This is a genomic window from Streptomyces sp. 2131.1 (assembly GCF_900105515.1).
GTDB classification, from domain to species: Bacteria; Actinomycetota; Actinomycetes; order Streptomycetales; family Streptomycetaceae; genus Streptomyces; species Streptomyces drozdowiczii.
On sequence record NZ_FNSY01000002.1, the window covers coordinates 76,039 to 92,014 of the forward strand.

At 71.9% G+C, this 15,976-nt stretch carries 15 protein-coding genes; 2 read left to right on the forward strand and 13 right to left on the reverse strand.

Going from position 1 to position 15,976, the window contains the following annotated elements:
- Positions 1–108: 108 nt before the first annotated feature.
- Positions 109–1,680 carry an MFS transporter gene (locus BLW14_RS32840; RefSeq protein WP_093711005.1) on the forward strand — a complete coding sequence of 524 codons (1,572 nt, stop codon included), beginning with the start codon at positions 109–111 and terminating at the stop codon, positions 1,678–1,680.
- Positions 1,681–1,818: 138 nt separating this feature from the next.
- Positions 1,819–2,355: a pyridoxamine 5'-phosphate oxidase family protein gene (locus BLW14_RS32845; RefSeq protein ID WP_093711006.1), complete on the forward strand. Its 537-nt coding sequence runs from the start codon at positions 1,819–1,821 to the stop codon at positions 2,353–2,355.
- A 339-nt stretch (positions 2,356–2,694) separates the two neighbouring features.
- Here BLW14_RS32845 and BLW14_RS32850 read toward each other — a convergent pair whose 3' ends face one another.
- The 13 genes from BLW14_RS32850 to BLW14_RS32910 all read right to left on the reverse strand — a co-directional run bounded on the left by BLW14_RS32850 (position 2,695) and on the right by BLW14_RS32910 (position 15,976).
- Positions 2,695–3,333: an NADPH-dependent F420 reductase gene (locus BLW14_RS32850; RefSeq protein ID WP_093711007.1), complete on the reverse strand. Its 639-nt coding sequence runs from the start codon at positions 3,331–3,333 to the stop codon at positions 2,695–2,697.
- On the reverse strand, positions 3,330–3,938 hold the full coding sequence (locus BLW14_RS32855) for a dTDP-4-dehydrorhamnose 3,5-epimerase family protein (protein ID WP_093711008.1): 609 nt from the start codon (positions 3,936–3,938) through the stop codon (positions 3,330–3,332). Before BLW14_RS32855 ends, BLW14_RS32850 begins: the two co-directional genes overlap by 4 nt.
- Positions 3,939–3,989: 51 nt before the next feature.
- Positions 3,990–5,474 carry a DHA2 family efflux MFS transporter permease subunit gene (locus BLW14_RS32860; protein WP_177154260.1) on the reverse strand — a complete coding sequence of 495 codons (1,485 nt, stop codon included), beginning with the start codon at positions 5,472–5,474 and terminating at the stop codon, positions 3,990–3,992.
- Between the two features lie 171 nt (positions 5,475–5,645).
- Positions 5,646–6,116, reverse strand: a complete 471-nt coding sequence (locus BLW14_RS32865; RefSeq protein WP_093711010.1) for a nuclear transport factor 2 family protein — start codon at positions 6,114–6,116, stop codon at positions 5,646–5,648.
- 103 nt (positions 6,117–6,219) lie between these two features.
- The gene (locus tag BLW14_RS32870) at positions 6,220–6,810 is read right to left on the reverse strand and encodes a cupin domain-containing protein (protein ID WP_093711011.1); all 591 of its coding nucleotides are present in this window, start codon (positions 6,808–6,810) and stop codon (positions 6,220–6,222) included.
- 33 nt (positions 6,811–6,843) lie between these two features.
- Positions 6,844–8,337, reverse strand: a complete 1,494-nt coding sequence (locus tag BLW14_RS32875; protein ID WP_093711012.1) for an MFS transporter — start codon at positions 8,335–8,337, stop codon at positions 6,844–6,846.
- 22 nt (positions 8,338–8,359) lie between these two features.
- Entirely contained in the window at positions 8,360–9,268 is a 909-nt protein-coding gene (locus tag BLW14_RS32880; protein WP_093711013.1) for a TauD/TfdA family dioxygenase, read from the reverse strand.
- Complete coding sequence (locus BLW14_RS32885; protein WP_093711014.1) at positions 9,265–10,896, reverse strand: AMP-binding protein; 1,632 nt, start codon at positions 10,894–10,896, stop codon at positions 9,265–9,267. The genes BLW14_RS32880 and BLW14_RS32885 overlap by 4 nt, the downstream gene beginning before the upstream one ends.
- Entirely contained in the window at positions 10,886–11,542 is a 657-nt protein-coding gene (locus BLW14_RS32890; RefSeq protein WP_093711015.1) for a thermostable hemolysin, read from the reverse strand. The genes BLW14_RS32885 and BLW14_RS32890 overlap by 11 nt, the downstream gene beginning before the upstream one ends.
- Positions 11,543–11,568: 26 nt before the next feature.
- Complete coding sequence (locus tag BLW14_RS32895; protein WP_093711016.1) at positions 11,569–12,777, reverse strand: FAD-dependent oxidoreductase; 1,209 nt, start codon at positions 12,775–12,777, stop codon at positions 11,569–11,571.
- 37 nt (positions 12,778–12,814) lie between these two features.
- On the reverse strand, positions 12,815–13,801 hold the full coding sequence (locus BLW14_RS32900) for an aldo/keto reductase (protein ID WP_093711017.1): 987 nt from the start codon (positions 13,799–13,801) through the stop codon (positions 12,815–12,817).
- 101 nt (positions 13,802–13,902) lie between these two features.
- The gene (locus tag BLW14_RS32905) at positions 13,903–14,769 is read right to left on the reverse strand and encodes an ester cyclase (protein WP_093711018.1); all 867 of its coding nucleotides are present in this window, start codon (positions 14,767–14,769) and stop codon (positions 13,903–13,905) included.
- A 97-nt stretch (positions 14,770–14,866) separates the two neighbouring features.
- On the reverse strand, positions 14,867–15,976 hold the full coding sequence (locus BLW14_RS32910) for a 3-oxoacyl-ACP synthase III family protein (RefSeq protein ID WP_256333056.1): 1,110 nt from the start codon (positions 15,974–15,976) through the stop codon (positions 14,867–14,869).

The window sequence follows — 15,976 nt, forward strand, 5'->3', positions numbered from 1 at the left end:
ACTGTACTAGTGCGCTGGGGAGCCAACGGGCCCCTGGAAAAGGGCCGAACCCCGGTGCACTAGGCAGCCGCTTGCGGTGTACGCGGGCGTATCGCTTCCCTGCCGTTCATGGAAACCAACACATCCCGCCCCCGCGCTGGGCGCAAGGAATGGACCGCCCTCGGCGTCCTGATGCTGCCGCTGGCCCTCGTCTCGATGGACGTCTCCGTCCTGTACTTCGCGATTCCGTACATCAGCCAGGACTTGGAGCCCAGCGCCACCCAGCAGTTGTGGGTCCTCGACATGTACGGCTTCGTGCTCGCCGGACTGCTCATCCCAATGGGTGCACTCGGTGACCGCTTCGGCCGACGCAAGCTGGTGCTCGTGGGAGCGGCCCTCTTCGCGGTGGCCTCGGCGGCTGCCGCGTACGCGCACACGGCCGAACTACTCATCGCCGTGCGGGCGTTGCTCGGTGTGGGCGGCGCCGCCCTGATGCCGTCGACCCTCGGCGTGATCCGCAACCTCTTCCACGACGCCCGGCAGCGCGGGCGGGCGGTTGGCCTGTGGACCGCCGTGATGACGACGGGCATCTCGCTCGGGCCGGTCGTCAGCGGTCTGCTGCTGGAGCACTTCTGGTGGGGATCGGTGTTCCTGATCAACGTGCCCGCGATGGCGCTGCTGCTCGTCCTCGTGCCGTTCCTGGTGCCGGAGTCCCGGGCGGCGAGGAGCGCGCGTTTCGACCTGCTGAGCGCGGTGCTGTCCCTGGGGGCCCTCCTCCTGGTCATCTACGGCATCAAGGAGTGGTCCCGGCACGGTTACGAGCCGCTGCCCGCGCTCGCCGTCGGTGCGGGGCTGGTGCTCGGTGCCGTGTTCGTACAGCGGCAGAGGCGCGCCCCGCATCCGATGATCGACCTCGGTCTGCTCGGCCGGCGGGCCTTCGGCGGGCCGGTGCTCGCGAATCTCCTCGCGATGTTCGCCACGGTCGGGATGGCCGTCTTCGTCACCCAGTACCTGCAGTCGGTCCTCGGCCTGAACCCGTTCCGCGCCGCGCTGTGGAGTCTGGTGCCGTCCGTCGGGGTGGCCTGCATGGCCCCGGCCGGGGCCATGCTCGCGCAGCGGATCGACCGGGCGTACGTGATGGGAGGCGGATTCCTCGTCTCCGCCTGCGGGTTCCTCTGGCTGTCCCAGGTCCGGACGGACTCGGCGCTGTGGTTCGTCCTCGCCGGCGCCTCCGTGTACGCGGGCGGCCTGGTGGCCGCGATGACGCTGGCCAACGAACTCGCCCTGGGCGCGGCACCGTCGGAGCGCGCGGGGTCGGCGGCGGCCGTGCTGGAGTCGGGCCAGGAGCTGGGCGGCGCGCTGGGCATGGCGATCCTGGGGTCCGTCGGGGCCGCCGCCTACAGCCGGGACATGGCGGGTGCGCTGCCCTCCGGCGTACCGCAGGCCGACGCCGTACGCGAGACGCTGGGCGGTGCCACGGCCGTCGCGGCACACCTGCCGCACGCGTCGGCCGACGCCGTGCTGGCGGCGGCGCGCGACGCCTTCACGCACGGGATGAGCATCGCGGCCGTCGGCGCGTCCGCTGTCATGGCCGGGGCGGGCCTGCTGTCCCTCACGTGGCTGCGGGGCGCGGGGAGGACGGCGGGCGCGGGCGCGGACGCGGGCGCGGGCGCGGAGCGGGAGCCGGCCACGGCGGCGTAGCGCCGGTGCGCGCTCGGCGGAGCAGAAGTTTCGGTGACTCCTGGGGCGGCGAGTGCCTCGCGTCGCCGCGACCGCCGGTTCATGCGCAGACTTGTCCTGCCCGAGGACCGCGTCGACCAGTGACAGGACAGGGGAATCATGACCGACGAACCCGAGGCCGAGCTTCACCCCGGCTACAGCAGCGCCGGTGCCGCGGCGACTCCGTGGGCCGAGGTGGTGGCCGTTCTCGAACAGGCCGAGATGTTCTGGATCTCGACGGTCCGCCCCGACGGCCGGCCGCACGTGTCACCGCTGCCGGCGATGTGGCTCGACGGCGCGCTGCACTTCTCCACGGGCCTCGAGGAGCAGAAGGGCCGCAACCTCACCCGCAACCCGAACTGCGTGCTGACGACCGGCAACAACGCCTACGGGCAGGGGCTCGACGTCGTCGTCGAGGGTCCGGCGGTACGCGTCACCGGCCTCCCGACGCTGGAACGCCTCGCCGAGCTGTGGATGGCGAAGATCCGGTGGCCGTACGACGCCGTCGAGGACGGTTTCCGGCACCGGCCGGAGGGGCCCCAGCCGGAGACCTCGGGCAGGGCGGGCGAAGTGGTCCCGGTGTTCGCCGTCCGGCCGTCGAAGATCCTGGCGTTCGGCCGCGGCGACGAGTTCAGCCAGACCCGGTTCCGGCCCTGAGACCGGCGGGGCGGGCCTGCGGCCCGGAGTCGTTTCCCGTGACTCCGGGCCGTGTGGGTTCGCGAACGGCTGCTACCAGTCGGAGGTGTATCCCTTGCCGTTACATCCGCAACAGACGCCGTCGCCCCCGCACTTGTCGCACTTGCGCTGGCCGCCCCATCCGTAGGTCTTTCCGCTGCCCTTGCACGTGCGGCACTCGCCCTTGCGCTCAGGGCATGCCTTGCATCGAGCCATGAGTGCTCCCCCTCGTTTCGGTTCCGGGGGCAAATACCTGACGCCGGTGTCCGCCCCGGGTCAACGATCTCGGAGCGCATCGACAAGAGCAAGCCCGTATACGCCTCAGTGCGCGATCGCCAGGCTGAACGGGGCCATGCCGTGACGTCTGATGATCGGGCCCAGCATCACGTAACTGGCCTCCAGGGCGCGGGCGGCCGTCAGGGGGCCCAGGTCCAGGAGCCAGTCGTCGTGCCAGCCCACGTCGTGCAGGAGGGCGGTGACGGCGGCCTTGGCAGTCGGGTCGTCGCCGGCCAGGAAGGCGGTGGGCGGGGCCGGGAGGACGGACGGGTCCGTCATGACGCGCTGGTCCATCGTGTTTAGGGTCTTGACCACGCGGGTGTCGGGAAGGGCGCGCTGGATCTCCTCGGCCACGCTGGTGTCCGGGTCCAGGGGGCCGGTCGGGAAGCCGTCCGGGCCGCGTACCGCCGCGTTGGAGACGTCCGCCAGGACCCGGCCGCGCAGGGCGGGGGCGAGGCCGGCCAGGAACTGTGCGGCCACCTCGCCCGGGGTGGCGTTGAAGACGACGTCCGCCGCCCCGGCGGCGTCCGCGTGGGCGGCCACGCGGACGCCGGCGGCGGTCAGGGCCTCCTGCGGGCGGTCCGGGTGGCCCGAGCCGACCAGCACGGTGTGGCCGGCCCGGGCGAAGCCGGTGGCGAGGGTGATGCCGACGATGCCGGTGCCGAGGACGGCGACCGTGCTCATGCGCGGGCCTTCCCGGCCGGGACGTACGAGGCGCGGGCCTGCTCGTACGTGGGCAGCAGGCCCTGGGCGACGGCCTCCGAGAGGGTGGGGGCCGCCGCGTCCTTCTCGGATCTGATGAGGGGCTCCGTGGTGTTCCACGGGATGCCCAGCGCGGGGTCGAGCGCCTGGATGTCGACCATCGTGCCGGGCACGTACTCCTCGGTGCACAGGTAGTTCATGCACGTGTCGTCGGTGAGCGCCAGGAAGGCGTGGCCCAGGCCGTCGGCGAGGTAGACGCCGATGCCCGAGCCCGCCTCCTGGAGCGTCGTGTCGAACATGCCGAACGTCGGCGAGCCGACCCGCAGGTCGACCACGACGTCCAGCGCCGCGCCGCGCACGCACGTCACGAGCTTGGCCTGCCCCGGGGGCAGGGTCGTGCCGTGGATGCCGCGCAGCGTGTTCCGCTTGGAGACCGAGTAGTTGACCTGCCCCACCGAGAACGTCTGGCCCGTGGCGTCGGTCAGCTCGCTGAGCCGCCACGCCTCGAAGAAGAGGCCACGGTTGTCCGACAGCTGCGACGGCGTGATGCGGAAGGCGTCGCGGACCTTCATCTCCTCGATAGCCATGCTTGCTTCCTCGGTACCTCTCGGGAGGGGGCAGGGGGTCGGCCGCTTCGGTCAGCGGGACTGGGTCGCCGGTTCCGGTTCCTGGGCCGGAGCCGGGGTGGCGGCAACCGTCGCCGCCTTCGCCGCCACGGTGGTCTCCGCCGCACGGCGGCCGGGGGCGATGAGCATCGAGAACGTGGCCAGGGCGACGGCCACCGCGCCGACCCACATCGCCGGCACCAGGCCGTCGACGAAGTTCTGCGGGGAGGCGTAACCGCCGTTGGCGCTGAAGATGGACGCCAGCAGGGCGACACCGAGCGCGGCGCCGACCTCACGGGTGGCGGCCGTGACACCGGAGGCGATGCCCTGCTCGTGCTCGGCCACCGAACCCATGGTCAGGTTCATCAGCGGGGCGTAGAACATGGCCATGCCCGCGCCGCAGATCATCAGGGACGGCAGCTGGGCGACGTAGCTGACGCCGGGGTCGAGGACGAACGCCCACCAGACCATGCCCGCCGTCATCAGGGCGAGGCCGAGGGTGACCACCGGCTTGCCGCCGATACGGTCGGAGACCATGCCCGCGATGGGCGCCACGACCATCGGCATCGCCGTCCAGGCGAGCAGCCGCACGCCGGCCTCCATCGCCGTGTAGCCCTGGATGTTCTGCAGGAACTGGGTCATCAGGAAGATCGCGCCGAACATGCCGACCGACATCAGCGTGCCGGCCAGGTTGATCGCGGTGAACGCCCGGATGCGGAACAGGCGCATCGGGACCATGGGGTGCTCGGTGTGGTTCTCCCACACCACGAAGGCGGCCATGACGACCGCGCCGCCGATCAGCGCGGACAGGGTGAACGCGGAGGTCCAGCCCTTCTCGTGGCCCTTGATCAGGCCGAGGACGATGCCGAACAGGCCGGCGCTCGCCAGGATCGTGCCGATCGCGTCGAGCCGGGAGTTCGCGATCCGGCTCTCCTTGAGCTTGGCCCAGGACAGCGGGGCCAGGGCCAGGCCGATGGGCACGTTGAGCCAGAAGATCCACTGCCAGGAGATGTGCTCGACGATGGCGCCGCCGACGAGCGGGCCCGCGGCGATCGACAGGCCGTTGACCGCGCCCCAGATGCCGAGCGCGGCACCGCGCTTCTCGGCGGGGACGGCGGCCGTCAGCAGCGTCACGGACAGCGGCATGATGATGGCCGCGCCGGCGCCCTGGACGGCGCGGGCGGCGATCAGCTCGTTGACGCCCGGGGCGAGCGCGGCGGCCGCGGAGGCGCCGGTGAAGAGCAGCAGACCGAGCGAGAAGACCTTGCGCCGGCCGAAGCGGTCGCCGAGCGCGGCGCCGAACATCATGAGGACGGCGAAGGACAGCGTGTACGCGTTGACCGTCCACTCGAGGTCACTGAGGCTGCCGCCCAGCTTCTCGCTGATGGTGGGCAGCGCGGTGATGATGACCAGGTTGTCCAGGCCCGCCATGAAGGAAGCGACACTGGTCGTGAGGATGGCCCAGAAGACCACTCCCTGCTTCCCTGTGGCCGGAGTTGGGGGGTTAGCGGTGCTCATCCGAGCATCCTTTCTGAGTACGGTCACGGGCCGACTCGGCCGAGGCTATGGACGGCCGCTCGACGCGCGCTCGAATCCCGCCTGACCCCCGGTGGAGCCGCCGCGCCGCACATAGCACCGCGGGGCCCGGCGTCCTGGCCGGGCCCCGCGATCACCGGGCGTGCGCAGCCGTCAGCCGAGCTGACGCTTGAAGGTGTCGACGTCGAAGTAGAGCGTCTCGTCGATCAGCACGTCGCCGTCGAAGTGGAAGAAGACCGCCACGGGCGCGTCGATCGACTTGCCCTTGTTGGGTATGTCGCGCCAGTCGGCCTCCTGCTTGCCGCGCGCCTGCGCCTCCAGGATCACCGCGGTCGGCGTGTGGTGCACGTGGTGCAGCTCGTGCTCCAGGTTCGGGAACGCGGCCTGCATGTCGTTGAAGTAGCCCTTGCGGATGGCTTCCTCACCGACGAAGGGGCTCTCCTCGAACGCCTGGACGCGGTAGACCGCACCGCGCGGGAAGGTGGCCATCACACCCGGGATGTCCCACACCGTCTCCGCGATGGTGTGGGCGGCGACGACCGCCTCGCGCCGGGCACGCAGGTCGGCGTCGGGCGCCGGGAGATCCGCGCCGGGGAGAGTGAATCCGTGCTCTTCGCTGGCCATGTCCGATTCCTCCACGCGTAGCCGTGTCCGTTGCCGCAGACGCTAGGGAGCACACCTCGCTTCCCCCTCGCGCGCGACTGGAGAAATCGGCCACCGGCCGGAATCAGACGGACTGGTGTGCCCCTTGACGGTCGGCCAGGTGGTCCTCGGGGTGCTGCTCGGGCCGGTACGAGGAGCGGTAACCGCAGGCCAGCGATACGGGGGCGAGTGCCGCGCACAGCGCCATGTCGACCAGGAACGGACGCCCGGTCACCACCCGGTACTCGTCGCGGAAGCCCAGCGCCAGCAACGGCATCTGGAGGCGCGGGGTGCCGTCGGGGCGCAGCCGGCCCTCGTTGGTCAGGCCCCACAGGGTCTCGAACACGGTCTCGGTGCGGTAGGCGGGGGTGGTGCGCCAGACGATCCGGGTGTGCTCGGGGCCCGGGTTCCACAGCGAGTGGACGGCCCCCGGCGGGATGTGGAACTCGTCGCCGGCCTCGTACTCGTGGAGTTCGCCGTCGAGCAGCAGGTTCAGCCGGCCGCTGCGCACCTGCATCCGCTCGGTCTGCTTGGGGTGGTAGTGGGCGGGCGGCTTGATGACGGCCGGTGCGTAGTCCACCGCCACCTCGACGTACGCGCCGCCCGACTGGGCCGCGGTGGTGAGGAAGGTGAGCCGGTCGTCGCCGAGGCGCAGTACGTCTCCCGGGCTGGCCATGGAGATCTCCTGTCGTTGTGGGGTCGGGCGGGTTCAGGCTGTCTGCTGCCGCGCCCCGGCCGGGGCGCGCCGTCGGCCGGGCAGGCCGACGAAGGCGTTGACGAGGTTCAGTACGGCGATGCCGGCCGCGATCCAGAAGCCCAGGTGGAGTCCGTCGAGCCAGGCGGCGGCCGGGGCGGTGCCGTGGGCGAGTTCGCCGGTGGTACGGGTCATGGCGCTGGTGGCGATGGTGGCGACGCCGAGCGAGGCGCCGACCTGGAAGGCCGCGGTGAGCACGCCGGACGCGATGCCCTGCTGCTCCTGCGGTACGTCGGACACGCCGTGGACGTTGACGGGGATGGTGCAGCACTGCATCGCGGCGCCCAGCAGGAGCAGCGCCGGCAGCAGGTCGAGCAGGTAGCTGCCGTGCTCGGGGGCCCGGGTGAGCAGGATCAGGCCTAGTACGGAGCCCACGCCGCCCGCGAGGTACACGGGGCGCGGTCCGGAGCGGTGCATGACGCGGGTGGCCGGTGCGGTGATCGCGATGGCGATGACCCCGAGCGGCAGGAAGGCGAACCCGGCCTTCAGGGTCGAGTAGCCGAGGGTGCGCTGGAGGTAGTAGCTGGCCAGGAAGAGCACGGCGGCCTGCACCGCGCTGGTCAGGACGCGGCCGACGGACGCGGTGACCAGGGAGCGGGTGGTGAACAGCCGCATCGGCATCAGCGGGTCGGGGGCGCGCAGTTCGACCAGGACGAACCCGGCGAGCAGCGCGACGGAGGCCACCGCGGGCACCACGACGTACGCCGCCGAGCCCCAGCCGTGCTCCTGGATGTTGACGATGGCGTACACGAGGGCGGCCAGGCCCCCGGTGACGGTGACGGCGCCGAGCACGTCGGGGCGCGAGGCGGTGGCCGACCGGCTCTCGGCGCGGCCCCGCGAGAGCGCGACGACACCGGCGACGGCGACCACGCCGAACGGGATGTTGATGTAGAAGATCCAGCGCCAGCTGAGGCTGTCGGTGATCAGGCCGCCGACGACGACGCCGAGCGTGCCGCCGAGACCGGCGAGCGCCGCCCACACCGCGAGGGCGGTGGTGCGCTCCTTGCCCTTCGGGAAGATGGTCGTGACCAGGGACATCGCGGCGGGCGAGAGGAAGGCCGCGCCGCAGCCCTGAATGGCACGGGCGGCGATGAGCACGCCCGTACCGCCGGCGACGCCGCACCACAGGGAGGCACCCGTGAACAGGGCGGCGCCCAGCAGGAACGTACGCCGGCGGCCCCAGCGGTCGGCGGTGCGGCCGCCGAGAAGCATCAGTCCGCCGAAGCAGAGGATGTATCCGGTGAGGATCCACTCGACGCCGGTGGCGCTCGCCCCGAGGTCCGCCTGGATGGCGGGCAGGGCGAGGTTCACCACCGTCGTGTCCAGGAGGACCATGAACTGTGCGAGTCCGACGAAGGCGAGCAGGCGCCAGCGGCGGGGGTCCGGCGGGGCGCTGCCGGAGGTGTCCTTCGACAGGCTGGTGCCGGGTGCGGTGCGGTCGGTGTTCATGGCGTCCTCTCGGGCGGTCCCGTCAGGCGGCCTGTGCCTCGATGTAGCTCAGGGCGTTGTAGATGGTGCGGTCCGGGTCGGTGATGGCCCGGCGGCCGTGCATGACGCGGGTGTTGTCGATGACGGCCGCGTCGCCGTGCTGCCAGTCGAGGTTCTCGGTGACCAGGGCGGTCACCGTCTCGATCTCGGCGAGGAGTTCGGGGGAGAACTCGGTGCCGTCGGCGAAGGTGATCCGGGGCTTCTCGTAGTTGAAGGACGGGCCCAGGATGCTGTTCGCGAAGGACGGGCGCGAGCCGAACACGGTGGAGTCGGCCGCCGGGGTACGGAAGGCGTAGCGGATGCCGCCGTCCTCCTCCGGGGTGATCGTGGTGCCGGCCAGCTGCTCGGTGAGGGCGAGCAGTTCGGAGACCTCGATCTCCTCGGCGGGCTTGGTGCCGCCGAGCAGGTGGTGGGCCATCGCGCGCCACTGGGGCTCGGCGACGTAGCGGCTGTAGACGATGTCCTGTGCGGCGAACGCCTCGCGGGCGGCCGGGGACAGGGCGTCCCAGACGCGGTAGCCGTCGCAGACGGTGGTCTGGGAGCCGGAGGAGGCGGCCTTCTCGCAGAAGAACCAGGCGAGGTGGGAGCGGAAGGGGCTGTTGCCGTTCTCGGTGTGCAGCCCGACCTCGTCGAAGCCGGCGTCGACCTTCTGGGCGACCTCGGAGTAGAAGTCGCGGGCGGGGTCGAGGGTGGTGGAGACGGAGGTGTTCTGGACGAGCGCGGTGAACGACGTCATGTCCGAGTCGAAGCCGCGCAGCAGCAGGAAGCCCGCCTCGGCCAGCAGGTCGAGGAGTTCCTTGCGGTCGACGTCGGCCAGCGAGCCGCCGGCGACGGGTTCGACCAGCAGGCCGCTGCCGGTGCCGTAGGGGGTGGTCTTCACGGTGGTGCTCATACCTTCTCCTCGTGGGGCGTCGGTGCGGCCGGCGTGCGGCCGGTCAGTACGTGGTCGCGGATGACGTCGCGGCGCGGGCGGCCGGTAACGGTGAAGCAGCGGGTGTAGTCGGGGTCGTCCTCGGTCATGAGGTGGACGACGGCGGCGCGTTCGATGGTGGAGAGCCGTTCCCGGCCGAAGGCGTCGATGCGCTCGCGGGCGGTGTCCGGGTCGAGGCCGGCCTCGACGACGAAGAGGCCGTGGACCTCTTCCAGGGCGTCGGCGACGATCGCGGACTCGCGGACGAAGCCGAGTTCGCGGTAGCGGGCCTCGACCCATTCCGGGGACACGTTGCGTCCGCCGGCGGTGATGATGAGGCTCTTCTTGCGGCCGGTGATCCGGAGGTAGCCGTCCTCGTCGATCTCGGCGAGGTCGCCGGTGTGCAGCCTGCCCTGTTCGTCCACGACGACGCTGGAGGGGTCCTCGCGGGTGTAGCCGGCGAACAGCGAGGTGCTGCGGATGAGCAGTTCGCCGTCCTCGGCCAGCTCGACCTGGACGTGGTCCAGCGGGCGGCCGACGGTGCCGAACCTGACCTCGCCGGGGAAGTTCCAGGAGACGACGGAGGAGTTCTCGCTCAGTCCGTAGCCCTCGTGGACGGTGAGCCCGAAGGCGTCGAGGCGCTGGAGGATCTCGGCGGGCACGGGCGCGCCGCCGCAGGCGATGAAGACCGGGCCCTCGTGGCCGAAGATCCGCAGGTGCCGCTCGGTGACGCTCTCCCCGGGCGCCTCCTCGCACAGCGCGAGGAACAGCCCGGCGACGGTGGGCGGGACGACGAGCGCGGTGGGCCGGGCCTGGCGCAGCAGCGAGAGCATCCGGGGTCCGGCGTCGGCGGCGGTGCCCACCAGGGCGGTGCCGGGCGGCAGGAAGGAGACCGAGCCGCCGGCGAGGAACGGCATGTAGAGGCCGGCGACCTGCTCGATGAGGAGGCTGAGCGGGACGATGGAGAGGTACCGCTCGAACAGCGCGGTGCCGGTGCGGGCGCGCAGCGAGGTGAGCAGGGCGTCCAGGCCGTGCCGGCGGATCTGCACGCCCTTGGGCGCGGAGGTGGTGCCGGAGGTGTGGATGACCTTGATGACCCCCTCCTCGCCGGAGGGGTTGCGCAGGTCGGCGGTCCGGAACGGCTCGGCGAGCAGGGCGGGCAGGTCGACGGGCCGCACTTCGCAGCCGCCGCCCAGCACCTTGACGGTGGAGGTGTCGGCCCAGCGGGCGAGGGCGCGGGTGCCGGCGTCGTCGACGAGGCAGAGGTCGGCGGACTCCAGGAGGGAGGCGGCCTGTTCGGCGGCGAAGGCGGTGGGAACGGGGATCTCGACGGCCCCGGCGAACAGGGCGGCGAGGTCGGCGACGACCCACTCGGGCGAGTTCTCCGCGAGGAGCCCGACCCGGGCGGGCCGGCCGTGTTCGGCGGCCCACTCCCCCAGGCGGCGGGCGAGGCGCAGGGAGGCGCCGATGATCTGGCGGTAGGTCCACTCGGCGGGGACGCTGCCGGCGGGAGCGTCGTCGGGGACCAGGACCCGCAGCATCACGGCGTCGCTGTCGGCCTGCCGCAGGAGTCCGGCGGTCAGGCTGGTGCGCTCGGTGTCAGGCAGCACGGGTCAGCACCTTCTGCTCGGGGCGGTTCGCGACGAACCGCATGTCGACCGATTCGAAGCAGTAGCGGCCGATCGCGGCGAGCAGCAGGGTGCTCTGCTCGGCGGCCTCGGCCCAGCCGACGACCGGCCGGGTGTCGTAGTACGAGCCCCACTGGTCGGCCTCCTCTGCGGTGAGGCGGTCGCGGGAGGCGTCGACGAGCGGGTGGAAGACGCAGCCGAGGCGTTCCATCAGCTGGGCGAGCCGGCCGGTCATCGTCATCACCGCGTACGGGCGGCCGAGGCAGGCCATGATCAGGGGGATGGCCCTGATGATCTCGCCGCCGGCGCTCGCCCGTACGGAGGCGACGTTGCCGATCTGCATGACCTGCGAGCGCTTGACCTGGACACCGGCCTCGTCGCTGAGGACGTCTTCGACGGGCCGGTCGAGATAGCGTTCGAGCAGGAGAGGGGTGTCCCCCTCGGGGAAGGAAAGCCCCGCGCAGGCCAGGGCCTGTTCGGTGCCGTCCTCCGCCTCGTCGAAGAACGCCAGGAACCCGTCGGGGTCGGGCCGGACGCTGGCCCGGTACTGCTTGGCGAAGACCTGGTGGGCGAGCTCGGAGGCGATCTGCCAGTCCGGTTCACCGCGCTGGGACAGTGTGATTCTCATGCGTGCACCCCCCTTGGTGGGTCGGGTTACAGGACGGAGGCGGACGGCTCGGACGCGGCCTTCGCGCGGGGCGCGGGGGCGGCCACCGGCCGGGCGCGCACGGCGAGTTCGGCGGCGCGCAGTCCGCTGTTGATGGAGGTCTCGGCGAGGATGCCGGGGGCGGCGACGCTGTCGCCGATGAGGTAGACGCCCTCGCCGCGGTCGATCGCGGGCCGGTCGCGCCAGCTGAGGCCCGGCAGGTCCAGGGCGCCGGTGCGGCCGCGGGAGACGCCCTCGCGGCGCCACAGGGTGCGGTCCTGCCAGCCCGGGGTCGTCAGGTCGAACAGCTTCTCCAGGCGGGCGATGGCCTGGGCCTTGTTCTCGCCGGGCCGGATCGGCATCGCGCCCTGGAAGAGGGCGTGGCCCTCGGGTGCGAGGGAGGGGTCGTGGTCGGAGTACTGGGAGGTGAAGCCGCCCTCGTCCATGTCGAAGGAGACGTTGCCGTCCTTCTTGGAGCGGGTGACCGCGAGGTCGACCAGGGCGGAGGTGCCGCTCGGCCACTCCAGGGTGGTGTCCTTCAGCAGGCCGCGGGCGGCGGCGAGCGAGGTGGCGATGATGACCGGGCCGTCCGTGGGCAGCTCGGTCAGGCGGGAGTTGGTCTCGATGACCACCCCGTTGTGGCGGGCGACGCGGGCCATGCGCTCGACGAGCGCCCCCCAGCCGCCGATGAAGTAGCGGCTGGGCAGCGGGAACTTGGGGGTACCGACCCGCAGCAGCCGCTCCCAGACGAAGGCGGCGGACAGCCGGCCCGGGTCGCCGTCGAAGAGGATCGGGCCGAGGAAGCCGAGGGCCTCGTCGACGGTCTGCTGGGGGAAGTTCTCGCTCGCCCAGTCCTGGAAGGAGCGGTCGATGGGGACCGGCCGGTCCCGCTTGAGCAGCGTCATCTTCATGTAGCCGGGCGGCAGGGTCATGCGCAGCTTGCCCTGGTGGCGGAAGCGCATGCGCGTCCACTCGTGGAAGGACAGGCGCACATAGCGTCCGGCCACCCCGCGCTGGATGAGCCACTGCCAGGCGGGCCCGTTGTTCATGATGGTGTGCGGGCCGTCGTTGGTGACGTACGGCCCGTCCGCCGAGCGGGCGCGGCCGCCCAGGTGGGTGTGCGCCTCGTGGAGAGTGACGCGGGCGCCTTGCTCGGCGGCGGCGATCGCCGCGGTCAGGCCGGCCAGCCCGCCGCCGATGATCGTGATGTTGGCCATGGTCGGTACTCACTCACCTTCGGGTTTCGCGGGCGTGTCAGCCGTCGAGCGTGGCCATGGCGCCGGCGGGGTAACGGTCCCCCACGGTCGATCCGTGCGGGGCGATCGCGTCGAGCGCCGCGAGGTCGTCGGCGCTCAGCCGTACGTCGGATGCGGCGACGTTCTGTTCGAGGTAGCCGACGCGCTTGGTGCCGGGGATGGCGACGACGTCCTGGGAGAGGACCCAGGCCAGGGCGAGCTGCCCGGGGGTGACGCCCTTGGCCTCGGCGAGCGCCTCCAGGCGTTCGACGACGCTCAGGTTGGCGGCGAGGTTCTCGGCCTGGAAGCGCGGGACGACGCGGCGGAAGTCCTGCTCGGCGAGGTTGTCGACGCTGCGGATGGCGCCGGTCAGCAGGCCGCGGCCCAGCGGGCTGTAGCCGACGAAGCCGATGCCGAGTTCGCGGACGGTCGCGAGGACGCCGTTGTGCTCGACGTCCCGCGTGGACAGCGAGTACTCGGTCTGTACGGCGCTGAGCGGGTGCACCGCGTGGGCGCGGCGGATGGTGGCGGCGGACGCCTCGGAGATGCCGAGGTGGCGCACCTTGCCCTCGGCGACCAGCTCGGCGAGGGCGCCGAAGCTCTCCTCGACGGGCACGTCCGGGTCGACGCGGTGCAGGTAGTACAGGTCGAGCCGGTCGGTGCCGAGCCGGCCCAGGGTGCCGTCGACGCAGCTGCGGATGTACTCGGGGCGGCCGTTGAGCCGTCCCGTGATGCTGCCGTCGGGGGCGACCTCGTTGCCGACCTTCGAGGAGACGACGATGTCGTCGCGGCGGCCGGCGATGACCTTGCCGACGAACTCCTCGTTGGTGTGCGGGCCGTAGAAGTCCGCGGTGTCCAGCAGGGTGACGCCGAGTTCGAGAGCCCGGTCGGCGGTGCGCAGCGCCTCCCGGCCGTCGACCGGACCGTAGGCGAACGTCATGCCCATGCATCCGAGCCCCTGCTCGGAGACGACGAGCCCCTGGCTGCCGAGCTTTCGTTGCCGCATCATCGGTTCCTTCCGGATTTATCGTCGATAAAAATTCTAGCACTGACAGTTTCAGGGAACCAGTGAGCGACGGTGCCCCGTACGAAGGGGGTGACGCGGCCTCAGTCGCGCACGAGCTCGCTGTTGACCGAGGACCAGACGTGCCCCGGCTCCGCGTCCTTGCGCGCGGCCAGCTCGGCCCACGGGTCGGCGCCGAACGCGTCGAGCGCCGCCGTCCGCAGCCAGGCGTCGAACTCGTCCGACGACTCGCCCAGCCGGCGCGCGGCCAGGGCCGGGTCACGGGCCTCCACCCGCAGCACGACGACCTCGCGCCCGTCGAACTCCTGCACGGTCAGCGACTCGTGGACCACGCCGGCCCGGCGTCGCGATGCCTCGTACGCGCGCAGCCTCGGCCCGCTCAGCTCGGCCTCGACCGCCTTCCAGCGGGCGGCGGCGCCCTCGGTGGCGGGCACCAGGACCGAGGCGGGCCGCACCTCGCGGCGGGCCGTGGCACGGGCCGCGCCGCGCGAGGACGGAGCCAGCCGGCGCATGCCCAGTTCGGAGAGCATGTTGGAGTCGACACCGACGCCCCAGCGCTCGGCGATCAGGCCGTTGTCCAGCAGCCGCCACACGACGACGCCCTTGAACTCGATGACCCGTCCGGTGGGCTCCATGCCCAGGAACTCGCCGAGGTGGGTGCCGCGCCAGGTGTTGTGGACGACGACGTGGTCGGCGTGCGCGCTGATGTCCTCGATCGTCACGTGCAGGTCGGGGAAGCCCTCGCGCAGCCCGGCGATCGTGTAGCGCACGCCCTCCAGGCCCTCGGGGGCGCCCGGCAGCGGCTGGTGGTCGACCATGTCCGGGCTGTAGATCCTGTCGACGATGGAGAAGTCGCCCTTGTTGACGAAGGTGTGGAAGACCGCGCGGATGGTCTCCTTGTTCCGCTCCTCCACGCTCCGGCCGGTGTGCACCATCTGCTGTGTCGACACGTTTTCATCCTTCTCGGTAGGAACGCCCGCGAGGGGCGGTGGTGGGCGGCGGACGCCGGGGAGGGGAGGCTGAGGTGCACTTCCCGTGAGGCGGGGGTCACTTCCCCGGGAAGGGTGCCTCCCAGGTGAGGGTGAGCCCCGCGTACACGTAACGGCTGGCCTCGATCGCGAGGAGCAGCACCTTGTGGCCCGGCCGGATGCGGCCCTCGGCCCAGCCCGCGTCCAGGGCGAGCGGTACGGCGGCGGAGCCGGTCGCGCCGACGTCCGTCAGGTTCTCCACGATGGTCTTGCTCAGCACGGCCTGGTCCTCGTCGGACAGCCCGGCGGTGCCGTACTCGCTCGCGAAGTACTCCGCGTTGCCCTCCGGCAGCACGCACGCGTCGAGGTCCGACAGGGCGAGCCCGGAGCGCTCCAGCATGTCGTGGATGCCCCGCACGAAGACCCGCGGCCCGAACTGGGCGGTGCCGGGGATGTCCAGCTTGATGTCCATCAGCCGCTTGCGGTCCCGCTGTTCGGCCAGTGGTACGTCGGTGCCGCCGCCGACGATGAGCATGCCGGGCTTGCGCGCCCCGCCCATGGACTGGGTGGCGAACACCTGGCGGCCGCCCTCGTGCGCGGAGCCCTCCTCGCCGGCCCGCAGCACGACCGCGCCCGCCCCGTCGCCGAAGGTGTAGACGGTGAGCCGGTCGCGCATCCGCACCCGCTCCGGGTCCTGGCCGATGAAGACCGGGGCCAGCAGGGGCGAGACGGACTCGGTGCCGATGACCAGGGCGGTGCGGTAGGTGCCGTCGGCGAGGTTGCGACGGGCGATGTCCAGGCCCTGCACGGCGCCCACGCACCCGGCCCGCACCTCGATGACCGCGCAGCTCTCCAGGCCCAGCTGCTCCTGTACGTAGGTGGCGGCGACCGGGAGCAGGTAGTCGGGGCTGGCCGTGGAGACGACGATCAGGTCGACCTCCTCCGGCTCCACACCGGCCCGCTCCAGCGCCTGCCGGGCGGCGGCCGTGGCCATCGCGGAGGTGCTGGTGAGGTGCTTGCCGGTGGCCGGGTCGATCATCCAGTGGCGGCGCTGGACCTGGATGCCCTCCAGGACGTCGTCGGGCAGCGGCCCGCAGATCCGGGCCAGGGCATCGTTGTCCAGCGGCTCGCCCGGCAGATGGGCGCCGGTGGCGAGGACGGACACATGGCGGTCGGAACTCGATGACAT

What these genes read in the sequence shown, in the direction of transcription:
- BLW14_RS32840 (WP_093711005.1), top strand. Translation starts at nt 109, where the DNA reads ATGGAAACCAACACATCCCGCCCCCGCGCTGGGCGCAAGGAATGGACC.
- BLW14_RS32845 (WP_093711006.1), top strand. Translation starts at nt 1,819, where the DNA reads ATGACCGACGAACCCGAGGCCGAGCTTCACCCCGGCTACAGCAGCGCC.
- BLW14_RS32850 (WP_093711007.1), bottom strand. Translation starts at nt 3,333, where the DNA reads ATGAGCACGGTCGCCGTCCTCGGCACCGGCATCGTCGGCATCACCCTC.
- BLW14_RS32855 (WP_093711008.1), bottom strand. Translation starts at nt 3,938, where the DNA reads ATGGCTATCGAGGAGATGAAGGTCCGCGACGCCTTCCGCATCACGCCG.
- BLW14_RS32860 (WP_177154260.1), bottom strand. Translation starts at nt 5,474, where the DNA reads ATGAGCACCGCTAACCCCCCAACTCCGGCCACAGGGAAGCAGGGAGTG.
- BLW14_RS32865 (WP_093711010.1), bottom strand. Translation starts at nt 6,116, where the DNA reads ATGGCCAGCGAAGAGCACGGATTCACTCTCCCCGGCGCGGATCTCCCG.
- BLW14_RS32870 (WP_093711011.1), bottom strand. Translation starts at nt 6,810, where the DNA reads ATGGCCAGCCCGGGAGACGTACTGCGCCTCGGCGACGACCGGCTCACC.
- BLW14_RS32875 (WP_093711012.1), bottom strand. Translation starts at nt 8,337, where the DNA reads ATGAACACCGACCGCACCGCACCCGGCACCAGCCTGTCGAAGGACACC.
- BLW14_RS32880 (WP_093711013.1), bottom strand. Translation starts at nt 9,268, where the DNA reads ATGAGCACCACCGTGAAGACCACCCCCTACGGCACCGGCAGCGGCCTG.
- BLW14_RS32890 (WP_093711015.1), bottom strand. Translation starts at nt 11,542, where the DNA reads ATGAGAATCACACTGTCCCAGCGCGGTGAACCGGACTGGCAGATCGCC.
- BLW14_RS32895 (WP_093711016.1), bottom strand. Translation starts at nt 12,777, where the DNA reads ATGGCCAACATCACGATCATCGGCGGCGGGCTGGCCGGCCTGACCGCG.
- BLW14_RS32900 (WP_093711017.1), bottom strand. Translation starts at nt 13,801, where the DNA reads ATGCGGCAACGAAAGCTCGGCAGCCAGGGGCTCGTCGTCTCCGAGCAG.
- BLW14_RS32910 (WP_256333056.1), bottom strand. Translation starts at nt 15,976, where the DNA reads ATGTCATCGAGTTCCGACCGCCATGTGTCCGTCCTCGCCACCGGCGCC.